Here is a 24,217-nt window from a genome sequence, read left to right on the forward strand (position 1 = left end):
ACGTCAGCTTTCTCGTTCTTCGTGACCTGGGCAGAACCGCCCAGGAGTGCGTGGTCGTCACTCTCGAGCCTAGTAACGCTCGACAACCGTGACTTCTTCCTCGGTCACCTCGCCGTCGACGATCCGGTACGAGCGGAACTCGACCGGGCCGGACTCGTGAGCGCCGTCACGGGTCGAGACCAGGACGTAGTGCGCCTCGGGCTCGCCGGCGAGGTTGATGTCGGTGCGCGACGGGTACGCCTCGGTCGCGGTGTGCGAGTGGTAGACCACGACTGGCACCTCGTCGTTGTCGTCCATCTCCTGGTAGAGACGCAGCAGGTCTGTCGAGTCGAACTCGTAGAACGTCGGCGACATCGCCGCGTTGACCATGGGGATGAACCGCGTCGGCAGGTCGGATCCAACGGCACCGGCGACCACGCCGCACGCCTCGTCGGGGTGGTCCCGGCGGGCGTGCGCGACGATCGCGTCGTACGTCGCCTGGTCGATGGTCAGCACGCCTCACAGCGTACGTGGTCTCGCATGGCGAACAGCAGGCGTCCGGCATGCGGGATCTCCGGCGCCGCCCTCAGGCCGTCGTCACGGGTACGCCGTCAGCCCAGCGGCCACGTGCGCAGCACCCGCCGCCGGCTCGGATCGCCGTCCGGCCGCATGTCCACCAGCGCGACGTCCTCGAGGTGCACCGGCGCGCCGACGGCGAGCACCCGCTCCCCCTGCGCGGACACGTGGGGGCGGAACTCGTCACGCACGTGGCGCATCCCCAGGACGTCCACGCCCTGGTCCGCGAGCACAGCGAGGAGACCACGGTGCAGGGCGTCGATCGCCTCCGTCCGCGCGAGCTCGGCGACCCGTACGTCGTGGCGTGCGCCGAACCACGCCTCGCCCACCACCTCCGTGCCGATCGCGGCGTGCGCGGTGAGCACGTGCCCGAGATCCGGCTCGGCAGGCACGTCGAATGGAGGGACCCACGTGACGTGCAGCGGCCACGCGTCGCGACCGAACTCCTCAGGAGCGGGCTCGACGAACGCGACCAGGCAGCACCTCACGACGCCGTCCTCAGTCGAGCGCCTGGACCAGCGACTCCTGGACGAAGCCGAGCCAGTCGTAGATGTCGATCACGACGGAGACCGCCTCGTCGTCGCTCTCCTCGGCGGACTCCGCATCCTCCTCGGACTCGATGCCGAGACGGGCCGCGAGGGCGAGGCGTACGTCGGTGAGCGAGCGCAGCCACGCCTGGACGGCGCGCTCCCCCAGCTCGACCTCGACGGTGGCCTCGGACTGGTCCGGGTCGTCCACGTCGAACCCGCCGGCCACCAGCGACGCCACCACGGCCTGCGCGTTCTCGACCTTCACCGTCGAGAGGCTCCGCTCCGTGAAGCGGCGGAAGTCGGCGGCTGCCTCGTCGTCGTCGCGGTAGGCGTCCGGAAGCAGCCGCTTCAGCACCGGGTCGTCCGGCGGGATCGACGACCCGGTCGTGCCGAGCTGTCCGAACAGCGGGTCGGGCGACGACTCCTCGGGGCCGTTGCGGTCCCGCAGGAGCTCCACGACCTGGCCGAGGAGATTGGTCAGGAGGGCTGCCTCGGCAGGCTCGAACTCCGCCCGCACCCGGTCGCGCTTGCGCCGTTCGAACGCCTTCATCGGTTCACCCTCATGCGTCGGACCTCTGCAACGTCGCCCACAGCCCGTACTCGTGCATCGCCTGCACGTGACGCTCCATCTCCTCGCGCGGTCCGGTGGCGACGACGGCCCTGCCGTCGTTGTGCACCTTCATCATCAGCTCGTGCGCCTTCTCGTCGGCATAGCCGAAGTACGACTTGAACACGTACGCGACGTAGGACATCAGGTTGACCGGATCGTTCCAGACGATCGTCACCCAGGGACGGTCCAGCTCGGTGACCTCGTCGGTCTCCGGCTGGTCGACCTCGATCGGGGCTGGGCTGCTCACCCGGCCCATTGTGGCGCACGTGCAAACCGCTTCCGCCTGACCCCGCGCTGCTGCTGTGATACATGGCATGAGACGGACGTCGGCCCTGCTGCCCGCTGCTGCGCTGATCGGCGGGAGCCTGGTCCTCGCGACACCGTCGACCGTCTCAGCCGCTCCACCGACCATCGCGCCGGCGCCCGACCGGGTGATCGCGGGCGCCGCGACCGGGCTGCAACGCCCGATCGGTCTCGCCCTCGGTCCCGACGGGCGGCTGTTCGTCAGCAACATGGCTTCCACCCCGACACCGGGATCGGTGAGAGCGTTCGCGCCCGCCGCGTCCGGCAACGTACCTGCCGTCGCCGTCCTCGACTCGACTTCGCCCGGGATGAGCTTCCTCACCAAGCCGGCCGGCATCGCCGTGGGGCCCGACGGCCTCCTTCACATGGCGGCCTACAACGACAACGCCATCCGTACCTTCACCGTGCCCGCGACGGGCACCGGCTTCGCCGTGCAGTCGGGGATCGGCGCGGCGACCCTGATCTCCGCACCCAACGACCTCGCACTCACGTCGCCGACGAGCTTCTGGGTCGCCAGCGGCGGCACCGACGAGGTCGTGCGCCTCGACGTCGGATCGACGACCCGCCTGCGGACGCTCGACACGCCTGCGCCGATGGGACTCGCCGTGCACGGGACGTCCCTGTACGTGAGCGGCGGCAACGGGACCTCCCCGTACGTCAAGGTCTTCTCCGCGGGGACCAGCGGGTCCGCATCACCGTCGCGGACGATCTCGGGGCCGGCGACGGGCCTCGACAACGTCTGGGGTCTCACCGTCGACCGGTACGGCCGGACGTACGTCGCGAACGGCGGCGACGACTCGATCCGCGTGTTCGCTGCGGGCGCGACCGGCAACGTCGCGCCGACCGTCGTTCTCCAGGGAGCGGCGACACAGCTGGACAGTCCGTCGGACGTGATGCTGGACGGTGCGGGACGCATCTGGGTGGCCAACGACACGGTGCCCGGCACGGTGCTCCGGTTCGCGGCGCTCGCCGCGCCGCCGACGCCGGTTCCAGCGCCACCGCGGACCACGGCGCCGTCCACGCCTCGTGCGCTCAAGGTCTCGGGCAAGGTCACCGCACGCAAGCGTGTCGTCCGCTGGAAGGCTCCCGCGCGCAACGGCGGCAGCCGCATCCTGCGCTACCGCGTCGTGGTCAAGAAGGGCAAGAAGACCCTGCTCGTCCGGACCGTCTCCGCCTCCCGACGCACGCTCGTCGTCAAGCGCGCCAAGCTCCGTGCGGGCAAGCTCACGGTCCGCGTCCGCGCGGTCAACGCCAAGGGCGGCAGCCCCTACGCGGTGAAGCGGTTCCGGGTGCGACGCTAGGAGCCGCACTACGCTGGCGCCGTGACTCCCACGGACCACGCTGCGCTGCCCACCGACCACACTGCGCTGCTCACCGACCACACTGCGCTGCTCACCGACCACTACGAGCTGACCATGCTGCAGGCGTCGCTGACCGACGGCGCAGCGGACCGCCGCTCGGTGTTCGAGCTGTTCGCCCGACGCCTTCCCGGTGGGAGGCGCTACGGCGTCGTAGCCGGGGTCGGGCGGGTCCTCGACGCCATCGAGCGCTTCCGGTTCGCCGACGACGACCTCGCGTTCCTGCGCGAGAACGCCGTGGTCGACGGACCGACGCTGGACTGGCTCGCCGACTACCGGTTCCGCGGGAATGTCTGGGGATACCCGGAGGGCGAGGTGTACTTCCCGCAGTCCCCCGTCCTCGTCGTCGAGGGCACCTTCGGCGAGGCGGTGCTGCTGGAGACGGTGCTCCTGTCGATCCTCAACCACGACTCCGCGATCGCGTCGGCGGCGGCGCGGATGATCGGTGCCGCGGACGGACGTCCGTGCATCGAGATGGGGTCGCGCCGCACGCACGAGGCCGCAGCGGTCGCCTCGGCGCGGGCCGCGTACGTCGCGGGCTTCGCGACGACGTCCAACCTCGAGGCGGGACGCCGGTACGGCATCCCGACCACGGGCACGTCGGCCCACTCGTTCACGCTCCTGCACGACACCGAGCGCGACGCGTTCACCGCCCAGGTCGCCTCGCTCGGCACGGGGACGACGCTGCTCGTCGACACCTACGACGTGGCCGAGGCCGTGCGGGTCGGGATCGAGGTCGCCGGCCCCGGCCTGGGCGCCGTACGCCTCGACTCCGGCGACCTGCCCTCCCTCGCCGCCCAGGTACGCCGTCAGCTCAACAGCCTCGGCGCCACCGGCACCAAGATCGTGGTGACCAGCGACCTCGACGAGTTCGCGATCGCCGGCCTGGCCGCGGCGCCCGTCGACGGGTACGGCGTCGGCACCTCGCTCGTCACCGGCTCGGGACACCCGACCTGCGGCTTCGTCTACAAGCTGGTCGCGCGCGCCGACGGGCTCGGCCCCGACGCGACGATGGTGTCGGTGGCGAAGGCCAGCAAGGACAAGATCTCGATCGGCGGCCGCAAGTACGCGCTGCGCCGGCTCGACGGCCGCGGTACGGCGAGCGCCGAGGTCCTGGGCATCGGCGAGCCGCCGCACAGCGACGACAACGATCGCCCGCTGCTCGTCCCGCTCGTCGAGTCGGGCCGCCGCGTCCACGACGAGCCGCTGCAGGTCGCCCGCGACCGGCTCCGTACGTCGCTCGCCGAGCTACCCTTGCAGGCTCGGCAGCTGTCGCGGGGCGAGCCAGCGATCCCGACGATCTTCGAGGGGGAATGAGTCCGATGACCAAGGCACTGGTCGTGGTGGACGTCCAGAACGACTTCTGCGAGGGCGGCTCGCTCGCCGTGGCTGGCGGTGCGTCGGTCGCCGAGCGCGTGGCGAGCCTGGTCGCGGACGGCGGGTACGACGTCGTGGTGGCGACCAAGGATCACCACATCGACCCTGGCGCGCACTTCAGCGACCAGCCGGACTACGTCGACTCGTGGCCGCCGCACTGCGTCGTCGGCACCGCCGGCAACGACCTGCACGAGCCGCTGCGTGACGACATGTTCGCGGCGGTGTTCGAGAAGGGGCAGTTCGACGCCGCGTACTCCGGCTTCGAGGGCAGGTCGGGCGCCGGTGACGCGCTGGACGCGTGGCTGCGCGAGCGCGGCGTGGACAGCGTCGACGTGGTCGGCATCGCGACCGACTACTGCGTGCGCGCAACCGCACTCGACGCGGCGGCCAACGGCTTCGCGACGACGGTGCTGATGGATCTCACGGCACCGGTGTCGGCCGACAACCTCAGCCGGACCCGCGCGGACTTCGATGCCGCGGGCGTGGCGGTCGCCTGAGGTCACCGCACCTCACGCACGACACGCGCCGGCGCACCCGCTGCCACCGAGTGCGGAGGGATGTCGCGTGTGACGACGGAGTTCGCGCCGATCACGCAGCGCTCTCCGATGGTCACCCCGCTCGTCACGACCACGTTCGCGCCGAGCCAGCAGTTGTCGCCGATCACCGTCGGGCCCTTCGACGTGAACCCCTGCCACGGCACCGGGATGTCCGGGTCGTCGAACCGGTGCGCCGAGTCCGTCACCAGCGACCCGTTGGCGATCATGCAGTGGGCGCCGATCTCCACCCGTTCGGAGGCGGCGACCATCACGCCGAGGTTGAGGAACGTCCCCTCCCCGATCACGATGTGGGCGTCCGGGCCGCCGGTGATCCAGACGCCCGGCTCCAGGAACACCTGCGGCCCGATCTCCAGCCGTCCGTCGCGCAGCATCTCGAGCGCCTCACCGTGGACGACACCGCGGGCGTACGCGCGGCGCCGCGCCAGCTCGACGGTCAGCCGGGCCCGGTTGAGCGGACGATGCGCGCGGGCGTACCAGCGCTGCTTGCGCCACCACTCGAGGGCGAGAGCGTACGAGGACGGCTCGTCAGGCATGCGTGGCGTCGGAGCGTGCCGTCTCGACGTGCGTGCCGAGGTCTTCGATGCGGTAGCCGCCGGGCAGGTACGTCCGGACGGCGCCACGATCCTCCGGACGGGACGCCTTCACCCGCACGGGTGCGAGGCGCAGCACGCGGCCCCGCAGGCGAAGCAGGCCACGTGACAGCGCGACGACAGCCGGCGGCGGCGCGGTGTAGCCGAACGCGTCCCGGACGTGGGGGTCCATCACCGCGCGTGAGAACACCTCGACCGCCCGCCTCAGCGGCTTCGGGTAGTAGGTGCAGAGCAGCTCCAGCGTCGCGTCCGCCACCTCGCGGGATCGGGGGTCGTAGGCGAAGTGCTCCGCCTCGTACGCGTCGAGCAGTGCCTCGAACGCGGCGTAGTCCACCGGGATGTCCTTGATGCCCATCAGCTGGCCGATGCGCTGGTACGACCGGGTCGAGGCCTCGATCTCGGCCGCGGTCAGTCCTCGGTAGCCGTAGTCGGCGAGCCAGCGGACAGGCGTCACGACGAACGTCGACAGCACGTAGCGCATGTCGTCGTTGCTGATGTCGTACGCGCCGTGCATCCGGTTCATGCGTCGGACGGCCGCGCGGCCGTTCGGTGACTCGAGCCCGTCCTCGATGATGGCGTCGAGGACGAGGACGGTGTCGTCGTGGCGTTTCTGGGTGCGCTCGGTGAACTCGTGGGTCTCCTGCAGCAGGACACCGATCGAGGGCACCGCGAACGTCCGGAACAGTGCGAAGCTCAGCGCCTGCTGGATGTCCCAGGGGAACTCGTAGCGTGCGAGCACGGCCGAGATCGTCTCGTGGTCCCGCTCCGGGTCGAGACCCGCGATCACGCGTTGCCAGGCGTCGCGGCGCAGGCGGTCGAGCCCTCGAGGCGGCGGAGGCAGCGTCTGAGTCATGCCCCGAGACGCTACCGGCTGCGGGGCTCGGTGTCTGCACTAGATTCGTACGGGTGAGTGCCCCGTACCTTCGCGACCTCGTGGCCGACGCGTCCTCGGACGCGGAGCCTCGTCCCACGCTGCCCACGCGCATCGAAGCCTTCGCGGAGCGCGCGACGCAGGCGCCGGACCACGCGGACGTCCTGGGCCCTCTGGTGGTTCCCGACACCGACCTGCCGTCGGTCGCGGCAAACCTCCCTGAGGGTGCGCCGCCGCTCGACATCGCGATCGGGGTCACGGGAGGCGCCGGCGCGATCGAGCCTGCGGTGCGCTGGGCGAGCCGCGTGGAGGGCGTCCGCGTCGTCGGCCTCGTGACGGCGGTGCGCGACCTGGACGACCTCGCGCGAGGAGCGCACCGCGTCGCCACGATGGTCTCGCAGCTCGACGCCGACGGTCTGCTGGAGGACGTCGCCGTACAGGTCGCCCTGCCCCTGTACGCCCGCGCCGCCGGCGTCCAGCGCTGGCAGCACGCGCTCGACACTCTCGCGATCGAGGACCTGGGCCTCCTCCTCCGCACCGGCGGTGGCGACTCGGACGACGTCCCGTCGCCCGAGCTGCTCGCCGGAGCGATCAGCGATGCACTCGACCGCGAGGTGCGGTTCGGGTGCGTCGGGGATCTCGCCCACGCGATCTCGTGGCGTGCGCCGAGCAGCGACCGGCTCCGCTACGGCTTCCTCGACGTGCTGCTCGCGACGCGCGCCAGCCTCGACGGCGACGACGTGCCCACCGTGGCCGAGCGGCTGAGCCGGACGAGCGCGGAGGACGTCATGGCCGAGCTCGCGAGTGCCGGCGAGCCTGCGCTCGAGTCCGCGCGGCGGTGGTTCACCGGGTTCGGGTCCGAGGACGTCGGCACGACGCTGGCCGACCTGACGGCACTCGGCCTGCTGCCACCGCGCCCGTGAGCTAGCTGCGACCCACGCTCGACCGCCGCACGCGGCGCAGCATCCGCGTCGTCGCGAGCACGTGGAAGCGGGTCCCGATGACGAGGGCGCGGTAGGCGGCACCGTGCGGACCGGGGAACGCGGCGTACGTCCGCGCGCTCAGCCGCGTCGCTCCCTCACCGGCGTCCGCGACGGCGAACACCAGGCGGTAGCGCGAGAAGCGGTGCCGCCCGACCAGCTCGACCGACTCGCCCGGAACGACGACCCCGACCGCGAAACCACCCGGCGGATCCGTGCCGAGAACCGTCGCGAGCCACCCGTCGGCCGCTGCCACCAGCGACTCGTGGACATACGTCTGCAGCGCCTCCCAGACCCGATCACGGGGAACGGGGACCGTCAGCGCGTGCTCGTCCACGAAAGGTGGATCGAGGGCGCTGGCCGTCACCTACGCAGCGACCCGCTGCACGAACGCGACGATCTCCGCCAACGCTCGCGGCGCGGACGGGACGGCGCCCGGCAGGCTGATGTAGCCGTGGATGGCGTCCGCGTACTCGGTCAACGTCACATCACCGTCGTTGCCGCGCAGCGCCTCCGCGTACAGGACGCCGTTGTCGCGCAACGGGTCGTGGCCGGCGACCTGGATCAGCGCCGGCGTCGCTGCGCCGGCGAGCGTCCCGTGCAGGGGCGCGGCGGTCGGCGCGTACGGGTCGGCGCCGTCGAGGTAGAGCCGCGAGAACGCGCGCATCCCGCGCGACGTGAGGACCGGCGCGTTCGCGTGCTCGCGCTCCGACGGGAAGACCTCCTCCATCTCGGCAGCCGGGTAGACGAGCACCTGGCCGGCGAGCACCGGGGAGCCTGCCTGTCCTGCGAGGTCGGCGACGACCGCGGCGAGGTTGCCGCCGGCGCTGTCCCCGGCGACGACGACGCGCGCCGGGTCACCCCCGAGCTCGGTCGCGTGCTCGACGATCCACGCGAGCGACGCCCAGGCGTCGAGGACGGCCGCGGGGTACGGGTGCTCGGGCGCGAGCCGGTAGGCGACGGAGACGACGATGCACGGCGCCTCGACCGCGAGATGGCTCGACCACCACTCGCCCTGCTCCGGGTCGCCCAGCACCCAGCCGCCGCCGTGGTAGACCACCACGACCGGCAGCGGCTCCGCACCGGGCGTCGGCGGCTGGTAGACGCGCAGTCGCAACGTCACCGGGTCGGACTCGGCGGTGAGGCCCGCGACCTCGACGGGGGCGAGCTCGACCAGGCGGTCCGCGATCTGCGCGTCCTCGTGGGGTCGTCCGGCGATGAGGCGCCCGGCCGGGGAGGCGAGCAGCTTCGCGCGCTTGGTCCGTCGCGCCGGGATCTCCTCCCGCGGGGTCTCGTCGATCGGGGAGTTCAGGAAGCGCTCGACGACGCTGAACAGTCGGGTACGGATCGGCAACGGGGCGGCCATGGCCGCAACCCTAGATGACCTTGCCCGGATTGAGCAGACCGCGCGGGTCGAGGGCGTCCTTGACCGCACGCTGCACCCGCATCCCCACGGGGCCGAGCTCACGCGACAGCAGCTCCCGCTTGAGGACGCCGACGCCGTGCTCGCCGGTGATCGTGCCGCCCAGCTCGAGGCCCAGCACCATCACGTCGTCGAACGCCATGTGGGCCCGGTCCGCCTCGTCCGGATCCGTCGCGTCGAAGATGACGCACGGATGGAAGTTGCCGTCGCCCGCGTGCCCCACGACGCCGATGACGACGCCTCGCTTCTCGGCGATGGCCGCGACACCGTCGACGAGGTCGGCGATCCGGGTGCGCGGGACGCACACGTCGTCGACCATCGTCGTCCCCATCGCCTCGAACGCGGTCAGCACCTCACGGCGGGCGGTGAGCAGCAGCGCGGCCTCGGCGTCGTCGGCGGCCAGCACCACGTCGTACGCCCCGGCTGCCCGCAGGTGCGCGGCGATCGCGTCGATCTCCGCCTCCCCCGCGAGACCCGGCGCATCGGACTGGGCGAGGACGAGCGCCCCGACCGAGTCCTCGAACCCCAGCCGGTAGGCGTCGTTCACCGCTCGCAGGCTCGTGCGGTCCATCAGCTCGAGCAGGTTCGGGATGACGGCAGAACGGGTGATGGCGGCGATCCCCGCGGCAGCCTCGTGGATGGTCCCGAACGTCGCTGCGAGCGTCCGCGGACGCTGGGCGGCGGGACGGAGCCGCAACGTCGCCTCGGTGATGATGCCGAGCGTGCCCTCGGAGCCGACGAACAGTCGTGCGAGGTCGTAGCCCGCGACGCCCTTGACCGTACGGCGGCCGGTCCGCAGGACCTCGCCGTCGGCGAGCACCACCTCGAGCGCCAGCACGTAGTCGGTCGTCACGCCGTACTTCACGCAGCACAGGCCTCCCGAGTTGGTTGCGAGGTTGCCGCCGATCGTGCAGAACTCCCACGAGCTCGGGTCGGGCGGATAGAACAGGCCGTGCTCGGCGACCACCCGCGACAGGTCGGCGTTCATGACCCCCGGCTGAGTGACGACGAGGCGTTCGTCGACGTCGACCTCGAGGACCTGGTCCATCCGCTCGAGCGCGACGACGAGGCAGCCGTCGATCGCGTTCGCCGCACCCGACAACCCGCTACGTGCCCCCTGGGCGACGATCGGCACCGCGTGCTCGGACGCGAGGCGTACGGCGGTTGCCACATCGGCGGTCGAGCGCGCGAGGACGACCGCGCACGGCATGCCCGCGTCGCAGAACATCGCGCGATCGGTCTGGTAGGACACCAGGCGGTCGGGGTCGGTGAGCACCACCTCGGCGCCGAGCTCGGCGGTCAGGGCGGCGACGAACGCGTCGTTGCGCATGCCTCACCCTATGCTGACGACGTGGCTGTGATCGACGACCTCGACGTCCAGATCGTGCGACTGTTCCTGGCCGAGCCCAAGATCGGCGTCCTGGAGGCGTCGCGCCGCCTCGGCGTCGCCCGGGCGACCGTGCAGGCGCGGCTCGACCGGCTCACCGAGCGCGACGTGATCGCGTCGTGGTCCCCTGAGATCTCGCCGGAGGCGCTCGGCTATCCGGTGATGGCCTTCCTGACGCTCGAGGTCGTCCAGGGCGAGGGACGAACCCCGGTGGCGGACCACCTCGCATCGATTCCCGAGGTGCTCGAGGCCTGCACGATCACCGGCGCCGGCGACCTGTGGTGCCGCGTCGTCGCCCGCTCCAACACCGATCTCCAACGCGTCCTCGACGCGGTCGTGTCGGTGCCGGCCATCGTGCGGGTGGCGACCGTCATCCGGCTCCAGACGGAGCTGGCCCCACGGATCGCGCCGCTGGTGGAGGCGTCACTCGAAGCACCTGCCACCCACCGATAGGCGGTCACCCGGCGGTCACCGTGCTGGGCGGACGCGCGCGTACAGCCAGGCGTCGAAGAACGCGTCCAGCTGCTGACCACTCACGCCCTCCGCGAGCCGGACGAACTGCGCGGTGGTCCCATGACCGTCCCGTCGCTCGCCGACCCAGCGCCGGAGCAGCGCGAAGAACGCCTGGTCGCCGATCTTGTCGCGCAACGCGTGCGCTGCCATGGCCCCACGGGTGTAGACGCGGTAGTCGAAGATCCGGTCCCTCCCGGGGTCGCCGATCGGGAGACGCCAGAAGGAGCGGCCACCGTACTCGTACCAGTCGTCGAACACCGAGTCGACCGTGCCGAGTCCCTGGGACTCGTCCCACATCCACTCGAGGTAGGTGGCGAGCCCCTCGTTGAGCCAGATGTCGCGCCACCGGCGCAGGGACACCGAGTTGCCGAACCACTGGTGGGCGACCTCGTGCGCGACGACGGAGGTGTTGCGGCCCGGCTCCAGGCCGGCTCCGCGGGTGAAGAAGCCGCCCTCGTAGATCGGGCGGGCCTGCGTCTCCAGCGCGAACCCGAGGTCGGCCGCGGTCACGACGCCGCCGAGGTCCGCGTACGGGTAGGGGCCGAGGTGGCGCTCGAGGAAGCGGACGACCTTCGGGGTGCGCCGGAGGGAGCGGACAGCACGTTGATGTGCGCCCTTGCCGAGGGCGCGGTCGTAGGCGTAGAGGTAGCGGACACCGTCGACCCGCTTCCGCTCGATCCGGAAGTCGCCCCACGCCGCGAACGCGAGGTAGGTGGCCATCGGGCGGCGCATCACCCAGCGCCACTGTGTCAGGTCCCCGACCTGCTTGCGCCCCGCGAGCCGGCCCACGCTGACCGCCTCGGTTCCTCGCGCCGCACGGAGCCGGATGTCGTAGGTCGCCTTGTCGGTCGGGTGGTCGTTGCTCGCGAACCACCACGGTGCGGCCTCCGGCTCCCCCACGACCACGCCACCCGACGGCGTGGACCAGAACGCCTTCACGCCACGGTGCGTCAGCTCGGTCGGGCGACCGGCGTACGCGACCGTGACCGTGAAGCGTGCGCCCTTGCGAAGCGTCCGGCGTGGGGTGATCACGAGCTCGCGGCCCCGCTGCGTGAACCGCGCCGGGCGGCCGGCGACGCGCACCGAGCTCGCGGGCAGGAGCAGGTCCAGGTTGAACCGCCTCAGCCGCTTCGACGCGACCGCGACGATCCTCGTCCGCCCGACGAACCGCTTGTCGGGTCGGAGGGTCGCCGTGATCCGGTAGCGGCGAACGTCGTAGCCGCCGTTGCCGTAGCGCGGGAAGTACGGGTCACCGGCACCCGCACCGCCGACCGCGGGCCGCTGTGCCACCGCGGCACCGAGGGAGGTCGTCGAGACTGCCGTCCCTGCCGACGTGGCCCCGGACGACGCCGGAGCGAAGCCGCTCACGAGGGCGAGCGCGGTCAGCAGGACGGAAGAACGGACGACGACGGCGATGCGCATGCCTGACCCTAGATCATCGTGACGGTCGGGTGGCCCATTCCCGGATCTTGTCGATACGGGTCCGCAGGTCGTCCACGGAGGCGCTCGCTGCCGTCGGACCGCCGCACTCTTCGCGCAGCCGGTTGTGGACCACCCCGTGGGGCTGGCCGGTGCGGTGGTGCCACGCGCCCACGAGGCCGTTGAGCTCGCGGCGCAGCAGCGCCCGCATCTCGTGAGTGCTGGGCTCGTCAGGCTTGGTGGCCGCGCTCGCGCCGGCCACGACGGCCTCAGCAGCGTCGTCGTCCGCGGCCGCGTCTCGCCCGCGCTGGGCACGCCGCGTGCGGGCGTGACGCAGCAGCTCACGTACCTGGTCGGGCTCCAGCAGGCCGGGGATCCCGAGGAAGTCCATCTCCTCCTCGGAGCCGACGGCGACCTCGCCCTCGTGGCCGAACTCACCACCGTCGTACAGGACTCGGTCGAACGACGCCTCGCTCCCCAGCGCCTGGAACTCGAACGGCTCCAGGTCGGCGGTGGACTCGGTCGCCTGCGCGGCCGCGATCAGCTCGTCGTCGAGGGCCAGCGGGTCGTCGGTGTCGCCGCCGACCCGGCCGAGGACGTGGTCGCGCTCCACCTCGAGCTCGGCGGCGAGGCCCAGCACGCGCGGCACGCTCGGCACGAAGACGGTCGCGGTCTCGCCCCGCTTGCGGGCTCGGACGAACCGGCCGACGGCCTGGGCGAAGAACAGCGGCGTCGAGGTCGTGGTCGCGTAGACGCCGACGGCGAGACGAGGCACGTCGACGCCCTCGCTCACCATCCGCACGGCCACCATCCACCGGTCGTCCGACTCGGAGAACGCGCTGATGCGGGCGCTGGCCTCCTTCTCGTCCGAGAGCACGACGCTCGGCCCCGTGCCGGTGATCTCACGCAGGATCTTGGCGTACGCGCGGGCGCTGTTCTGGTCGCTGGCGATCACGAGCCCGCCGGCGTCCGGGACGTGTCGACGCACCTCCGAGAGGCGCTTGTCGGCTGCGGCGAGGACCGACGGGATCCAGGAGCCCGAGGGATCCAGCGCCGTACGGAGCGCCTGCGCGGTGAGGTCTTTCGTCATCGGCTCGCCGAGCCGTGCAGCGACCTCGTCGCCCGCGCGCGTCCTCCAGTGGAGGTCGCCTGAGTAGGCCATGAACAGCACCGGGCGGACGACTCCGTCGGCCAGCGCCTCGGCATAGCCGTACGAGTAGTCGGCGACGCTGCGGCCGATGCCGTCGTCGCCAGGGGCGTACGTGACGAACGGGATCGGGTTGGTGTCGGACCGGAACGGGGTGCCGGTGAGCGCGAGCCGGCGCGTGGCGGGCTCGAACGCCTCGCTGACCGCGTCACCCCACGACAGCGCGTCGCCCGCGTGGTGGACCTCGTCGAGGATCACGAGCGTGCGGAAGCGCTCCGTGCGGAGACGGTACGAGGTGGGGTTGGTCGCGACTCCGGCGTAGGTCAGCGCGAAGCCGCGGTAGTCGGACGCCATCGCCCCGCTGCGACCGCTGAACGACGGATCGAGCGGGATGCCCGCGCGGGCGCCCGCCTCGGCCCACTGGGTCTTGAGGTGGTCGGTCGGCGCGACGACGATGACCCGCTCGACGACGCGGCGCTCGAGCAGCTGCGCCGCGACGGTCAGGGCGAAGGTCGTCTTGCCGGCGCCCGGCGTCGCCACCGCGAGGAAGTCGCGCGGACTGCGCTCGGCGTACTGGGAGATGGCATCGGCCTGCCACGCACGAAGCTTCGGGGCGGTGCCCCAGGCTGCGCGATCGGGATAGGCCGGTGGGAGATGAGCGGCCCCGGACATCAGCGGCGGTACACCCGCCAGAGCTTGCGCATCCGCTCGATCTGACCGGGCGTGAAGTGATGCATGCACCGGTCGTAGGAGTAGTCCATGAAGTTGTGGATCGGGTCCTCCCCCGGACTCGGACAGGTGTCGCGCCCTCGCGGGCACTCGAAGCTCGGGATCCGCTCGCGCGGGGTGTCGGCGACGCGGTCGTTCCTCTTGCCGCAGGCGCCCTGGAACGTGTGGTACAGACCGAGCCAGTGGCCGATCTCGTGCACGGCGGTGTCGCCCTTGTTGTAGCCGCGGAACCGACCACCGGGCATCGTGCCGCGGTGGATCACGACACCGTCGGTCTCGAGCTTGCTCTTGGGCCGCTGCGGGAACGTCGCGTAGCCGAGGACCTGCAGGTCGCCGCGCTCGGTGGGCGCGCCGATGTAGAGGTTGAGGGCGCGCTTCTTGCCGCGGTGCAGCGCCTTGCGCATCGCACGGGACTCGGTCGACCCGAGACCGGCTGTGTACCAGGCGCGGTTGACGGTGTAGTCGATCGCCTTGACCCGGAAGCGGATGCGGGCGCTGCGTGCCGGCCCCCACTGCTTGCCTGCGAAGGCCTTGTTCACGATCTTGATCTGGCGCCGGACCTTGGCGCGGCTGACGGTCTTGGCGCCCGCCGACGGCTTGAGCACGTGGGCGAAGACGTTCACGGTGATGCGGTGCGGCGGGTTGCCGCCGTCGCCCGACTCGAGCCGTGCTGCGCCGAGCGCCGCCACCCGGCGGGCGAAGTCGCGCTCGTACGCCTCGATCGTCGCCGCTGACGGCTCAGGTCCGCGCACGACTCCGCCGAGCCCGTCGATCGAGCGCGCAGCCAACGACTCGGCGGGGTCGCACTCGTCGTGGGTGTGCGACTCCTCCGACACCACGGCGCTGGTCCGAGCCTGCGCACCAGCGGCGTCCGTCGGGCGTGCCGCCGCGGACGAGGTCGCCGAGAACAGGCCCGCGACCATCAGTGCACCGAGCAGCCCGACCCCGTACGCGCGAGCGTGCCCGCGCCGGCCCGCGTCAGGCATCGTCACCGGAGTCGCCCGAGTTGAGGGACTCCCAGATCTCCTTGCACTCCGGGCAGACGGGGAACCGCTGCGGGTCCCGGCTGGGCACCCACACCTTCCCGCAGAGAGCCACGACGGGCGAGCCCTCGATCATCGCCTCGGTGAGCTTGTCCTTCGGCACGTAGTGCGAGAAGCGCTCGTGGTCGCCATCGTCGAGACGCGGCTGAGTGCGGACGTCCGAGGACGTCTGGGCTCCGGGGCTGAAGGTCGTCGACACCCCGGCAGTCTATGCCAGGTGGCCTGCCGGCCCCAGTCGATCAGTTGTACTGGGGATCGTCGGGGAACGTGGACAGCATCGCGAGGTCGCCGCCCTGCCGCCGGAGCACCTGCCGCCACAGGGCCTCGGGGTTCGGTGAGAGCAGGTCGTCGTCGTACGCGTCGACCACCACCCACGAGCCCTCGGCGATCTCCTCCTCGAGCTGACCCGGGCTCCAGCCGGCGTACCCGGCGAACACACGGACGCCGCGCAGACCGGCGTCGGCCGCACGGACGGGGAGGTCGAGGTCGACCAGCCCGACCCCGTCGTACATCTCGCGCCAGCCGACCGGAGGCTTGTCGCCCGGGGCCAGGACACCGACGGCGAGCGCCGAGTCGGCCGACACCGGGCCGCCCGAGAAGAGTGCCGTCGGGCTCGAGACGACCGTCGACCACTCGGGCAGGATGTCGGCGACCGCGGCGTCGAGCGGCTGGTTGATGATCACGCCCAGTGCTCCACCCCCGTCGTGGTCGAGCACGACCACGACGGAACGGTAGAAGGGACCGCCGCCGAGCAGCGGGGTCGCGACCAGCAGGTGGCCGCGGTACGAGCGGTGGCGCGGCGAGAGCTCATCGGGCGTCTCGGCGGGTTCGAACTCGGTCATCGCCCCTCCTCACGTCACGCCCGGCCGTACCTCAGCGTACGCCGTGGCGACCGCTTCGCGGGTGATCCAGGGCCTAGGATGACGAAACCGGCCGCGACCAGAGGACGACATGCCCGAGACCCATCACGATGACCAGTCTGCCGCCGACGCGCAGGCTGTCGAGGAGCTCACCGTCGACGAGCTCGCATCCCGTGTCGGCATGACGGTGCGCAACGTCCGCGCGTACGCGAGCCGAGGCCTCCTCGCACCGCCGAGGCTCGAGGGCAGGACGGGCTACTACTCCCAGTCCCACGTCGCCCAGCTGACGCTCGTCCGCACGCTGCTGGAGCGGGGCTTCACGCTCCAGGCGGTCGAGAAGGCCCTGCTGGACAAGACCCCGAAGACGGCCGACTACGCGCTCGACCTGATCACGGTGCTCGACTCGCCGCTCGCACGCGAGCGCGAGAGCGAGCTGATGTCCCGGTCGCACCTCAGCGCACTCGCTGGGATCCCTCGCGACGCGGACCTCGCGGAGAGGCTCGTGGAGCGGGGCCTGGCCACGATCGTCGACGACGACACCCTCGAGGTCCACCATCCCGAGGTCGTCCGCGCGGGCGCCTCGGCGATCTCCCTGGGCCTGCGGCCCGAGACGGTCCTCGACCTGCTCCCCGCGATGACTCCGCCGCTGCGGGCGGTCGCCGACGACCTCGTCCGACGGGTCCGCGACGACATCTGGCAGCCGTTCGTGCAGGACGGCATGCCCGACGACCGGTGGCAGGAGATCGTGACGGCCATCGCGAACCTGCTCCCGGTGGCCGCGCAGGCGGTCGTCGCGGTGTTCCGCGACGAGCTCGCCCACGCGATCGACGAGGCGCTGGGCGAGGAGCTCGAAGCCCTCGGCAACCGCGACCCGCAGCCCTAGTCGTTCCTCGCGTCAGCGCGCGGTGACCGACACTCCCCCGGCACCCTGCGGGACGAGCTCGATGAACACCTTGCCCGGCTTGAGCGTCACGGGCTTGCCGCCCGCCACGAGGCGCAGCGGCGCCGACGCGTTCTTCTTGCTCCAGCGTGCGTCCAACGAGGTGCCGCCGCTGAGGACGGTCGCCTTGCCGGTGCCGGTGAAGACCGTCTCCGGCACCGGGTTGCCAGCGGGGTCGCGGTAGCCGGCGTCGGCCTGCCGCGTGTGCAGGACCAGCACCGTGTCGGGGGTGAAGTCCTTGCCCTTCTGGGCATGCCCGTTGAGCCGGCGGTAGTGGCCGGACCCGAACTGCCAGCGCGTCGCCGACCCGGCGGAGAACCGCACCGAGAACGCCGTCGCCTTGCGCGTGCCGGGTGTCGGCGTCGGTCCGAAGGACAGGTACGGCGGAGGAACGGCGGCCTTCGCGGAGGTGTACTTCGCGGCGTGCGCCTCGAGGTCGAGCAGCCGGTCGTACGGCGCGCGCTTGTTCGGGTCGTGCGTGAGCGTGAGGTTGCCGGTGTCCTCGCTGTGGAAGTCGACGCCGGCGGCCTTGATCCTGCGGACCGCGACCCCGGCACCGCCGGACGCGATCAGCTGCCCACCGGTCGGCTTGACCAGCGCGATGTCGGTGGTCCGGGTCGATCGGACGTGCCCGACCTTGGAGGGCGTCTGCGAGTAGAAGAAGGCGGCGAGACGCGTGAGCCCACCCTCGACGAGCTCCTCGACCACGAGGTCTGCCTGCGAGAGCCCGTACTGAGGCGCGCCGGCGTCGGTGTTCTCGATCTTCACCAGGAACGACGGGTGGTCGGGAAGGCCCTTCTCGGCCGCCAGGCCCGTGAAGGGGTTGGCGCGGACCAGCGTGGCGGCGTCGCGGCTCGCGTCCGGAGTCGCCTCCGTGGTGGCCTTCGCGGCCGGCTTGTCGTCGCCACCCGAGCAGGCGGTGACGAGGACGAGGGCTGCGGCGACCAGGGTGGCGCGTACGGCGGTTCGGGGGTGAGTGCTCACGGGCATGCTCCCATGGTGATGCAGGGCCGGTGCCTGTCGAGGCACCGGCCCTGCCGTGTCGTGATGTGTGACGTCGGTCAGCCGCGCAGGCGCAGCGTGCCTGCGGACCAGCCGCGGGTCCAGATCCGCTCGACCTTCACACGGCTGCCGCTGTACGGCGCGTGAAGGATGCGGCCCTTGCCCCAGTAGATGCCCACGTGGTACTTGCGGGATCCACCGAAGAAGACGAGGTCGCCCTTGCGGATGTTGCTCTTCTTGATCTTGCGGACGCGGTGGTACTGCGAGTTCGCAGTGCGCGGGAGCTTCATCCCGGCCTTGCGGAACGAGTAAGACGTCAGGCCCGAGCAGTCGAAGGCGCCGGGGCCGCTGGCGCCGTAGCGGTACGGATCGCCCTTCTGGCGGGCGGCGACGCGCGAGGCGGAGACGATGCGCGCCGCACGACGGTGCTTCGCGCGCATCTTCTTCTTCGCCGCCACCTGCTTGGCAGTGAGGGTCGAGAGCTTCGAGGAGGTCGCCGACTTCGCGGCGGTGGTGGTGGTCGCCGCGCTGGCGGAGTGCCCGGTCGTGAAGACCATGGCGAGCGCGGCAGCAGAGGCGATCGGCAGCGCAACAAGGCGCCGCATCCGGGGGGTCGCGAGCATGTTGAGGTTTTCCCTTCCACGCCTGCGAAGTGAGCTGTCGGATTAGGGCCGAAGGATGGCCCCGTCCTGTGAAGGACTTCACCCCGAGCACGCATGACCACGGATGGCCTTCGTGCAGAGTTGGTTCCTCCGCTCCTGCCCGTCGGTTGTGTCGGTGAAGGGGGCGTGTGCAGGCGGGCAGGGTTCGGCGTTACCCACACACGATGTTCAGTTATGTGGTCGGACCCGGTCGCGTCCCGGTCTGACCCCGTATGAGGTTGTGTGGCCCGGTTTCAGGCCGCGGGCAACAGTAGGCAATCTCCCCGCAGCGCTCAAACCGGACGTTTGTCACCCAATCTGTTCTTGGACGGTTGCCCAGTCGCCTCGGCCTGCTATCACAGCGATCTGATAGGCAGACCGTGACGATGGTCACGATTGGTCTCGTTCGTGTCTCAGGAAGATAACAACGGCCCTGACGGTGAGCCAACCGAAACGCCCAAGTTGGCCAAAGTTGGCCAAGTCGCCCTTGCGCCGGTGAGGTCAGTCGCCGAGCGAACGCACCCCGCGTACGGCCTCGACGACCGCTGCCGCCACCCCGTCGAGATCCGCCGGCGAAGCAGCGGTGAAGCGGACCGCCGTACGGGCGACCTCCGGGTCGATGCCCAGCGCCAGCAGCACACCAGAGGGTTCGTCCGATCCCGCGGCGCATGCCGAGCCGCTCGAGCACACGATGCCGTGGTCCTGCTCCAGCCCGAGGAGGACGGCCTCTCCCGAGGTCCCGGGGAAGCAGAACGACGCGTGGCCCGGCAGACGGCGCACCGGGTCCCCCGTGAGAATCGCGCCGTCCGCACCGGCCAGCACGTCGCGGACGAAGCCGTCGCGCGCCAGCGCGAGCGCCTCGACGGGGCCTCGGGGACGAGGCCCGCCAGGCGTGACCTCGACGGCCAGCGAGAGCGCCGCCGCGAGGCCGATCGCGGCCGCGACGTTCTCCGTGCCGGACCGCCGGCCTCGCTCCTGACCGCCGCCGTGCACGAGCGGCTCGAGCGCCAGCCCCCGGCGTACCCAGAGGGCGCCGCTGCCCTTGGGCGCCCCCAGCTTGTGACCGCTCAGCGACAGCGCATCGACGCCGAGCGCCGCGGCGTCGACGGGCACGGAGCCGACCGCCTGCACGGCGTCGGTGTGCGCCAGCGCACCCTCGCGGTGTGCGATCTCGGCGATCGCCGCGACGGGCTGGAGGGTGCCGATCTCGTTGTTGGCGAGCATGACGGACACGAGCGTCGTCTCCGGGCCGATCAGCCGCTCCGCCTGCGCGACGTCCACGATGCCTGACGCGTCAACCTCGAGCCTGTCCACACGGAAGCCGTGAAGACGCGCGAGGTAGTCGCACGCCTCCAGGACCGCCGGGTGCTCGATCGACGACGTGACGATGTGCCGACCACGCGGCCGCGAGAGTGCGAGCCCCTTGATCGCCAGGTTGTCGGCCTCGGTGCCTCCGGACGTCCACACGATCTCCCCGGGTCGCCCACCGAGGGCAGCAGCCACGTCGCGCCGCGCGCCCTCGAGCGCGCGAGCGGCGGAGTCACCGAGCCCGTGATGGCTCGATGGGTTCCCGAACTCCCCCGTCAGGAACGGCCACATGGCCTCGAGGACCTCGCGCCTCACCGGCGTCGTCGCGGCCGCGTCGAGGTAGCGCACTCAGACCGCCACCTCGACGTCCAGCCCCAGGTCGAGGGCGGTCGCGCTGTGGGTGAGCGCGCCGACCGAGATCAGGTCGACGCCGGTCTCGGCGACCTCGCGGATCCCGGGGAGCGTGATGCCGCCGCTTGCCTCGACGAGGGCACGGCCGGCCACCTTCTCGACCCCCGTACGCAGGTCGTCGAGGGAGAAGTTGTCGAGCATGACCGTGTCGACGCCGGCGGCGAGGACCGCGTCGAGCTGGTCGAGCCGGTCGACCTCGACCTCGAGGTGCACCGTGTGAGGGAGCGCCGCTCGGGCAGCTCGCAGCGCTGCCGTGATCCGGTCGGGGTCGTCGCCGAGGACGGCCAGGTGGTTGTCCTTGGCCATCACGGCGTCCGACAGCGAGTAGCGGTGGTTGTGACCGCCGCCGCAACGGACGGCGTACCGCTCGAACGCGCGCAGCCCCGGCGTCGTCTTGCGCGTGTCGACGATCCGGACGCCGGTCCCGGCGACGGCGTCGACGTACGCTCGGGTCGCGGTGGCGATCCCCGACATCCGTTGGGCGAAGTTCAGGGCGACGCGCTCGCCGCGCAGCACACCGCGGGCGGGTCCCGAGATGGTTGCGACAACAGTCCCAGGAACGAGGTCGTCACTGTCGCCACGCTCGGGTCGCACCTCGATCGTGGGGTCAACGGCGGCGAACGTCGCCGCGACGACCGCGCTGCCGGACAGCACCCCCGGGCGGCGAGCCACCATCCGTGCCGTCGCGACGGCGTCGGCGGGGACCAGCACCTCTCCGGTGATGTCACCCCAGGGCGCGTCCTCCGCCAGAGCCGCGGAGACGGCGGAGGTGATGATCGCGTCGGTCAGCATGCGTGGTCTCCCTTGCGCACCCACGAGAGGTGCCGGTCGAAGCCGGGGTCCCGCTGCGGGAAGTCGCGGCGGAAGTGCGCGCCGCGCGACTCCGTGCGCGCGAGTGCCGCGGCCACGACCAGCCCGGCGATCTCCAGCAGGTTGGCGTCCTCGTACGAGGCGGCGGTGCCGTCGGCGGGTGCCGACCAGCCCGCGAGGGTATCCGCCGCCGCGCTCAGCGTCGCGCCGTCGCGGACCAGGCCGGCCGCGAGCCACATCGTCTCCTGGAGCTCTGCCCGGTCGACCGGCTGCGCCTGCCCGGTCGCACCCCTCGGGGCGTACGGCGTGGGCTCGCCCTCGAACACCGCCGGGGCCGCGCTCGCGAGCGCCGGCACGCACCGGAGGGCGGTCACCGCACCCTCGAGCAGCGAGTTGGAGGCCAGGCGGTTCGCGCCGTGCAGGCCGGTGCACGCGGCCTCGCCGACGGCGTACAGCCCGGGGACGCTCGTCCGCCCGGACAGGTCGGTGCGGATGCCCCCCATGAAGTAGTGCGCGGCCGGGGTCACTGGGATCGGCTCGCGGTCCCAGCGGAGCCCGTGGGCGCGGCAACGCGTGTCCAGCCCGGGGAAGCGGCGTGCGAGGAAGTCCGCACCCAGCGCCGTGGCGTCGAGGTGGACGGGCGTGCCGCCTTGCTCGAGCATGACGCGAGCGATCTCGCGCGCGACGACGTCGCGGGGTGCGAGCTCGGCGTCCGGGTGGACGTCGACCATGAACCGGCGGCCGGTGGCGTCGCGCAGGACCGCACCCTCCCCGCGGACGGCCTCCGAGATCAGCCCTCCCCCGGGTACGGCGAGACGCGTCGGGTGGAACTGGTACATCTCGAGGTCGGCCACATGCGCGCCGCCACGCAGCGCGAGCGCCAGCCCGTCTCCGGTCGCGACCGACGGGTTGGTCGTGTGGGAGTAGAGCTGGCCCGCACCGCCGGTGGCGAGCACCACCGCGTCCGCGTCGATCGTCTGGGGGCGTCCGCTGGGGACGCCGACGCACACCACGCCCGCGACCGCCCCGTCACGCACGACCAGCTCGGTCACGAGCGTCCGCTCGCGGACGACGACCGCACCGCTGCGGACCTTCGCCGCCAGCGCCCTGACGATCTCCGCGCCGGTGGCGTCCCCGTCGGCGTGCAGGATGCGCGGCGCGGAGTGCGCCGCCTCCAGGCCGAGCGCGAGACGCCCGTCGACCCGGTCGAACCGCGTGCCCCAGCGCATCAGCGCCGACACGGCATCCGGCCCGTCACCGCAGACGGTCTCGGCCACCGACCGGTCGACGAGCCCGGCGCCGGCCGTGACCGTGTCCGTGACGTGCGCAGCCACCGAGTCCTCGACCCCGGGGCGCGCCGCGGCGTCGAGGACGACGGCGATCCCACCCTGGGCGTACCGCGTCGTGGCCTCACCCAGCACGCCCTTGGTGACCAGGACGACGTCGTGCGTCGCGCTGGCCTCGACCGCGACCGTCATCCCGGCGATGCCGCTGCCGACGACCACCACGCGGCGGCGCACGGCGCTCACCGCGTCTCCGGAGGACGGGCCGCCAGCATGCGCTCGAGCGCGACACGGGCGCCGCCCGCAACTTGGGCGTCGACCTCGATCCGGTTCTCGACCCGTCCGTCGACGAGGCCCTCGAGCACCCAGGCGAGGTAGCCGGGGTGGATCCGGTACATCGTCGAGCACGGGCACACCACGGGGTCGAGGCAGAAGATCGTGTGCTCGGGGTGCTCCGCGGCGAGCCGTTGGACGAGGTTGATCTCGGTGCCGATCGCGAACGTCGTCCCGGCGGGTGCGGCCTCGACGGCCTTGCGGATGTAGTCGGTCGACCCAGCCTCGTCCGCCGCGTCCACGACCGGCATCGGGCACTCGGGGTGCACGATCACGCGCACGTCGGGGTGCTCCGCCCGAGCCTTCTCGATCTGGGCGACCGTGAACCGCTTGTGGACCGAGCAGAACCCGTGCCAGAGCAGCACCTTCGCGTCGACCAGGCTCTGCTCGTCGTTGCCGCCGAGCGGCTTGCGCGGGTTCCACATGGGCATCGCGTCGAGGCTGACGCCCATGGCCTTCGCGGTGTTGCGGCCGAGGTGCTGGTCGGGGAAGAAGAGCACGCGGTGCGCACGCTCGAACGCCCAGCGCAGCACCGTCTCGGCGTTGGACGACGTGCAGACGATGCCACCGTGGTCGCCGCAGAACCCTTTGAGCGCTGCAGAGGAGTTCATGTAGGTCACCGGGATCAGCGGCACCTTGCCGTCGGCGTCGGGCGCCGTCCCGTACAGCTCCTCGAGCTCCGCCCATGCCTGCTCGACCGAGTCGATGTCCGCCATGTCCGCCATCGAGCACCCGGCGGCCAGGTTCGGGAGGATCACCGCCTGCTGCGGCCCCGAGAGGATGTCGGCGGTCTCTGCCATGAAGTGGACGCCGCAGAACACGATCGCCTCGGCGTCGGGACGCGTCAGCGCGGCGTTCGCGAGCTGGAACGAGTCACCGATGAAGTCGGCGTGCTTGACGACCTCGTCGCGCTGGTAGAAGTGGCCGAGGATCACCAGCCGGTCGCCGAGCGTGTCCTTGGCGGCGCGGATGCGGGAGTCGAGCTCGTCGGCGGACATCTGCGTGTACGCGGCAGGCAGCACGCCCTGGCGCGGAGCCTCGGCGGGGATCGGGTCGGCCATCGAGGCGCCTGGGCCGTACGACGCGGGTGCGAGGTCGAACGTCCACGGGCCGTCGGCGAGGTCAGGCGCACAGGTCGCCCCGGGTGCGCTTCGGACGACAGTGTCGACAGAGGTCATGCTCGTTGCCTTCCTGGAGGTTGCCGGGCCGAGCCGGCGGGTGCGGTGACGGTGCGAGG

General features: G+C 71.8%; 26 protein-coding genes and 1 riboswitch. Of the genes, 6 read left to right on the top strand and 20 right to left on the bottom strand.

Going from position 1 to position 24,217, the window contains the following annotated elements; translation table 11 throughout:
- Positions 1 to 69 precede the first annotated feature (69 nt).
- The 4 genes from GH747_RS21365 to clpS form a co-directional block, all read right to left on the bottom strand.
- Entirely contained in the window at positions 70 to 495 is a 426-nt protein-coding gene (locus GH747_RS21365) for a M67 family metallopeptidase (protein ID WP_149771662.1), read from the bottom strand.
- Between the two features lie 95 nt (positions 496 to 590).
- Entirely contained in the window at positions 591 to 1,043 is a 453-nt protein-coding gene (locus tag GH747_RS21370) for a 2'-5' RNA ligase family protein (protein ID WP_149771663.1), read from the bottom strand.
- A 10-nt stretch (positions 1,044 to 1,053) separates the two neighbouring features.
- Positions 1,054 to 1,635 carry a DUF2017 domain-containing protein gene (locus GH747_RS21375; RefSeq protein ID WP_149771665.1) on the bottom strand — a complete coding sequence of 194 codons (582 nt, stop codon included), beginning with the start codon at positions 1,633 to 1,635 and terminating at the stop codon, positions 1,054 to 1,056.
- A gap of 10 nt (positions 1,636 to 1,645) precedes the next feature.
- Positions 1,646 to 1,942, bottom strand: coding sequence for an ATP-dependent Clp protease adapter ClpS (gene clpS, locus GH747_RS21380; protein WP_377036009.1), 297 nt, complete (start codon positions 1,940 to 1,942; stop codon positions 1,646 to 1,648).
- A gap of 67 nt (positions 1,943 to 2,009) precedes the next feature.
- Between clpS and GH747_RS21385 the strand changes: the two genes are divergently transcribed.
- The 3 genes from GH747_RS21385 (at position 2,010) to GH747_RS21395 (ending at position 5,230) form a co-directional block, all read left to right on the top strand.
- Entirely contained in the window at positions 2,010 to 3,299 is a 1,290-nt protein-coding gene (locus GH747_RS21385) for a fibronectin type III domain-containing protein (protein ID WP_149771667.1), read from the top strand.
- A 66-nt stretch (positions 3,300 to 3,365) separates the two neighbouring features.
- Positions 3,366 to 4,673 carry a nicotinate phosphoribosyltransferase gene (locus GH747_RS21390; protein ID WP_377036010.1) on the top strand — a complete coding sequence of 436 codons (1,308 nt, stop codon included), beginning with the start codon at positions 3,366 to 3,368 and terminating at the stop codon, positions 4,671 to 4,673.
- A 5-nt stretch (positions 4,674 to 4,678) separates the two neighbouring features.
- Entirely contained in the window at positions 4,679 to 5,230 is a 552-nt protein-coding gene (locus GH747_RS21395) for an isochorismatase family protein (protein WP_149771668.1), read from the top strand.
- 2 nt (positions 5,231 to 5,232) lie between these two features.
- Here the strand turns inward: GH747_RS21395 and GH747_RS21400 are convergent, their stop codons facing one another.
- Positions 5,233 to 5,823: an acyltransferase gene (locus tag GH747_RS21400; protein WP_149771669.1), complete on the bottom strand. Its 591-nt coding sequence runs from the start codon at positions 5,821 to 5,823 to the stop codon at positions 5,233 to 5,235.
- Positions 5,816 to 6,733 carry an oxygenase MpaB family protein gene (locus GH747_RS21405; protein ID WP_149771671.1) on the bottom strand — a complete coding sequence of 306 codons (918 nt, stop codon included), beginning with the start codon at positions 6,731 to 6,733 and terminating at the stop codon, positions 5,816 to 5,818. Before GH747_RS21405 ends, GH747_RS21400 begins: the two co-directional genes overlap by 8 nt.
- A 53-nt stretch (positions 6,734 to 6,786) precedes the next feature.
- Here GH747_RS21405 and GH747_RS21410 point away from each other — a divergent pair, with 53 nt between their 5' ends.
- Positions 6,787 to 7,674, top strand: a complete 888-nt coding sequence (locus GH747_RS21410) for a hypothetical protein (RefSeq protein WP_149771672.1) — start codon at positions 6,787 to 6,789, stop codon at positions 7,672 to 7,674.
- 1 nt (position 7,675) lies between these two features.
- On the opposite strand, the gene GH747_RS21415 is transcribed toward GH747_RS21410, so the two are convergent.
- The 3 genes from GH747_RS21415 to GH747_RS21425 are packed head-to-tail and all read right to left on the bottom strand — an operon-like array spanning position 7,676 to position 10,484.
- Positions 7,676 to 8,098, bottom strand: a complete 423-nt coding sequence (locus GH747_RS21415) for a hypothetical protein (protein ID WP_149771674.1) — start codon at positions 8,096 to 8,098, stop codon at positions 7,676 to 7,678.
- Positions 8,099 to 9,097: an alpha/beta hydrolase gene (locus GH747_RS21420; RefSeq protein ID WP_149771676.1), complete on the bottom strand. Its 999-nt coding sequence runs from the start codon at positions 9,095 to 9,097 to the stop codon at positions 8,099 to 8,101. It lies immediately after the preceding gene.
- Positions 9,098 to 9,107: 10 nt separating this feature from the next.
- Positions 9,108 to 10,484: an FAD-binding oxidoreductase gene (locus GH747_RS21425; protein ID WP_149771678.1), complete on the bottom strand. Its 1,377-nt coding sequence runs from the start codon at positions 10,482 to 10,484 to the stop codon at positions 9,108 to 9,110.
- A 21-nt stretch (positions 10,485 to 10,505) separates the two neighbouring features.
- Between GH747_RS21425 and GH747_RS21430 the strand changes: the two genes are divergently transcribed.
- Positions 10,506 to 10,994 (top strand): Lrp/AsnC family transcriptional regulator, encoded by a 489-nt coding sequence (locus GH747_RS21430; RefSeq protein ID WP_149771680.1) that lies wholly within the window; start codon positions 10,506 to 10,508, stop codon positions 10,992 to 10,994.
- A gap of 15 nt (positions 10,995 to 11,009) precedes the next feature.
- Here GH747_RS21430 and GH747_RS21435 read toward each other — a convergent pair whose 3' ends face one another.
- Genes GH747_RS21435 through GH747_RS21455 form a run of 5 tightly spaced genes read right to left on the bottom strand, consistent with a single transcriptional unit; the run spans position 11,010 to position 16,234 of the window.
- Complete coding sequence (locus GH747_RS21435; protein WP_149771681.1) at positions 11,010 to 12,476, bottom strand: M1 family metallopeptidase; 1,467 nt, start codon at positions 12,474 to 12,476, stop codon at positions 11,010 to 11,012.
- Between the two features lie 13 nt (positions 12,477 to 12,489).
- On the bottom strand, positions 12,490 to 14,292 hold the full coding sequence (locus tag GH747_RS21440; protein WP_149771683.1) for a DEAD/DEAH box helicase: 1,803 nt from the start codon (positions 14,290 to 14,292) through the stop codon (positions 12,490 to 12,492).
- The gene (locus GH747_RS21445) at positions 14,292 to 15,335 is read right to left on the bottom strand and encodes a zinc metalloprotease (protein WP_228553039.1); all 1,044 of its coding nucleotides are present in this window, start codon (positions 15,333 to 15,335) and stop codon (positions 14,292 to 14,294) included. The genes GH747_RS21440 and GH747_RS21445 overlap by 1 nt, the downstream gene beginning before the upstream one ends.
- Positions 15,328 to 15,591: a DUF3039 domain-containing protein gene (locus tag GH747_RS21450; protein ID WP_149771686.1), complete on the bottom strand. Its 264-nt coding sequence runs from the start codon at positions 15,589 to 15,591 to the stop codon at positions 15,328 to 15,330. Before GH747_RS21450 ends, GH747_RS21445 begins: the two co-directional genes overlap by 8 nt.
- Before the next feature lie 40 nt (positions 15,592 to 15,631).
- A complete protein-coding gene (locus GH747_RS21455; RefSeq protein WP_149771688.1) occupies positions 15,632 to 16,234 on the bottom strand; it encodes a YqgE/AlgH family protein in 603 nt (200 codons plus the stop codon).
- A gap of 109 nt (positions 16,235 to 16,343) precedes the next feature.
- Here GH747_RS21455 and GH747_RS21460 point away from each other — a divergent pair, with 109 nt between their 5' ends.
- Positions 16,344 to 17,135, top strand: coding sequence for a MerR family transcriptional regulator (locus tag GH747_RS21460; RefSeq protein WP_149771689.1), 792 nt, complete (start codon positions 16,344 to 16,346; stop codon positions 17,133 to 17,135).
- Positions 17,136 to 17,147: 12 nt separating this feature from the next.
- Here the strand turns inward: GH747_RS21460 and GH747_RS21465 are convergent, their stop codons facing one another.
- The 6 genes from GH747_RS21465 to nadA form a co-directional block, all read right to left on the bottom strand.
- On the bottom strand, positions 17,148 to 18,182 hold the full coding sequence (locus GH747_RS21465) for a DUF3048 domain-containing protein (protein WP_149771691.1): 1,035 nt from the start codon (positions 18,180 to 18,182) through the stop codon (positions 17,148 to 17,150).
- A gap of 71 nt (positions 18,183 to 18,253) precedes the next feature.
- The gene (locus GH747_RS21470) at positions 18,254 to 18,817 is read right to left on the bottom strand and encodes a C40 family peptidase (protein ID WP_205603058.1); all 564 of its coding nucleotides are present in this window, start codon (positions 18,815 to 18,817) and stop codon (positions 18,254 to 18,256) included.
- Positions 18,818 to 18,821: 4 nt separating this feature from the next.
- A riboswitch (cyclic di-AMP (ydaO/yuaA leader) is annotated at positions 18,822 to 18,993 on the bottom strand.
- Between the two features lie 343 nt (positions 18,994 to 19,336).
- On the bottom strand, positions 19,337 to 20,491 hold the full coding sequence (locus tag GH747_RS21475) for a cysteine desulfurase family protein (RefSeq protein ID WP_149771692.1): 1,155 nt from the start codon (positions 20,489 to 20,491) through the stop codon (positions 19,337 to 19,339).
- A complete protein-coding gene (gene nadC / locus GH747_RS21480) occupies positions 20,492 to 21,346 on the bottom strand; it encodes a carboxylating nicotinate-nucleotide diphosphorylase (protein WP_149771694.1) in 855 nt (284 codons plus the stop codon).
- Positions 21,340 to 22,893 (bottom strand): L-aspartate oxidase, encoded by a 1,554-nt coding sequence (nadB, locus tag GH747_RS21485; RefSeq protein ID WP_228553036.1) that lies wholly within the window; start codon positions 22,891 to 22,893, stop codon positions 21,340 to 21,342. Before nadB ends, nadC begins: the two co-directional genes overlap by 7 nt.
- A complete protein-coding gene (gene nadA, locus GH747_RS21490; RefSeq protein WP_149771696.1) occupies positions 22,890 to 24,158 on the bottom strand; it encodes a quinolinate synthase NadA in 1,269 nt (422 codons plus the stop codon). The genes nadB and nadA overlap by 4 nt, the downstream gene beginning before the upstream one ends.
- Between the last annotated feature and the right edge of the window lie 59 nt (positions 24,159 to 24,217).

The sequence above is a fragment of the Mumia xiangluensis genome (assembly GCF_010994095.1).
GTDB classification, from domain to species: domain Bacteria; phylum Actinomycetota; class Actinomycetes; order Propionibacteriales; family Nocardioidaceae; genus Mumia; species Mumia xiangluensis.

What these genes read in the sequence shown, in the direction of transcription:
- GH747_RS21420 (WP_149771676.1), bottom strand. Translation starts at nt 9,097, where the DNA reads ATGGCCGCCCCGTTGCCGATCCGTACCCGACTGTTCAGCGTCGTCGAG.
- GH747_RS21440 (WP_149771683.1), bottom strand. Translation starts at nt 14,292, where the DNA reads ATGTCCGGGGCCGCTCATCTCCCACCGGCCTATCCCGATCGCGCAGCC.
- GH747_RS21385 (WP_149771667.1), top strand. Translation starts at nt 2,010, where the DNA reads ATGAGACGGACGTCGGCCCTGCTGCCCGCTGCTGCGCTGATCGGCGGG.
- GH747_RS21460 (WP_149771689.1), top strand. Translation starts at nt 16,344, where the DNA reads ATGCCCGAGACCCATCACGATGACCAGTCTGCCGCCGACGCGCAGGCT.
- GH747_RS21375 (WP_149771665.1), bottom strand. Translation starts at nt 1,635, where the DNA reads ATGAAGGCGTTCGAACGGCGCAAGCGCGACCGGGTGCGGGCGGAGTTC.
- GH747_RS21395 (WP_149771668.1), top strand. Translation starts at nt 4,679, where the DNA reads ATGACCAAGGCACTGGTCGTGGTGGACGTCCAGAACGACTTCTGCGAG.
- GH747_RS21470 (WP_205603058.1), bottom strand. Translation starts at nt 18,817, where the DNA reads ATGCTCGCGACCCCCCGGATGCGGCGCCTTGTTGCGCTGCCGATCGCC.
- GH747_RS21400 (WP_149771669.1), bottom strand. Translation starts at nt 5,823, where the DNA reads ATGCCTGACGAGCCGTCCTCGTACGCTCTCGCCCTCGAGTGGTGGCGC.
- nadA (WP_149771696.1), bottom strand. Translation starts at nt 24,158, where the DNA reads ATGACCTCTGTCGACACTGTCGTCCGAAGCGCACCCGGGGCGACCTGT.
- GH747_RS21465 (WP_149771691.1), bottom strand. Translation starts at nt 18,182, where the DNA reads ATGCCCGTGAGCACTCACCCCCGAACCGCCGTACGCGCCACCCTGGTC.
- nadC (WP_149771694.1), bottom strand. Translation starts at nt 21,346, where the DNA reads ATGCTGACCGACGCGATCATCACCTCCGCCGTCTCCGCGGCTCTGGCG.
- GH747_RS21455 (WP_149771688.1), bottom strand. Translation starts at nt 16,234, where the DNA reads ATGACCGAGTTCGAACCCGCCGAGACGCCCGATGAGCTCTCGCCGCGC.
- GH747_RS21435 (WP_149771681.1), bottom strand. Translation starts at nt 12,476, where the DNA reads ATGCGCATCGCCGTCGTCGTCCGTTCTTCCGTCCTGCTGACCGCGCTC.
- GH747_RS21445 (WP_228553039.1), bottom strand. Translation starts at nt 15,335, where the DNA reads ATGCCTGACGCGGGCCGGCGCGGGCACGCTCGCGCGTACGGGGTCGGG.
- GH747_RS21425 (WP_149771678.1), bottom strand. Translation starts at nt 10,484, where the DNA reads ATGCGCAACGACGCGTTCGTCGCCGCCCTGACCGCCGAGCTCGGCGCC.
- GH747_RS21405 (WP_149771671.1), bottom strand. Translation starts at nt 6,733, where the DNA reads ATGACTCAGACGCTGCCTCCGCCGCCTCGAGGGCTCGACCGCCTGCGC.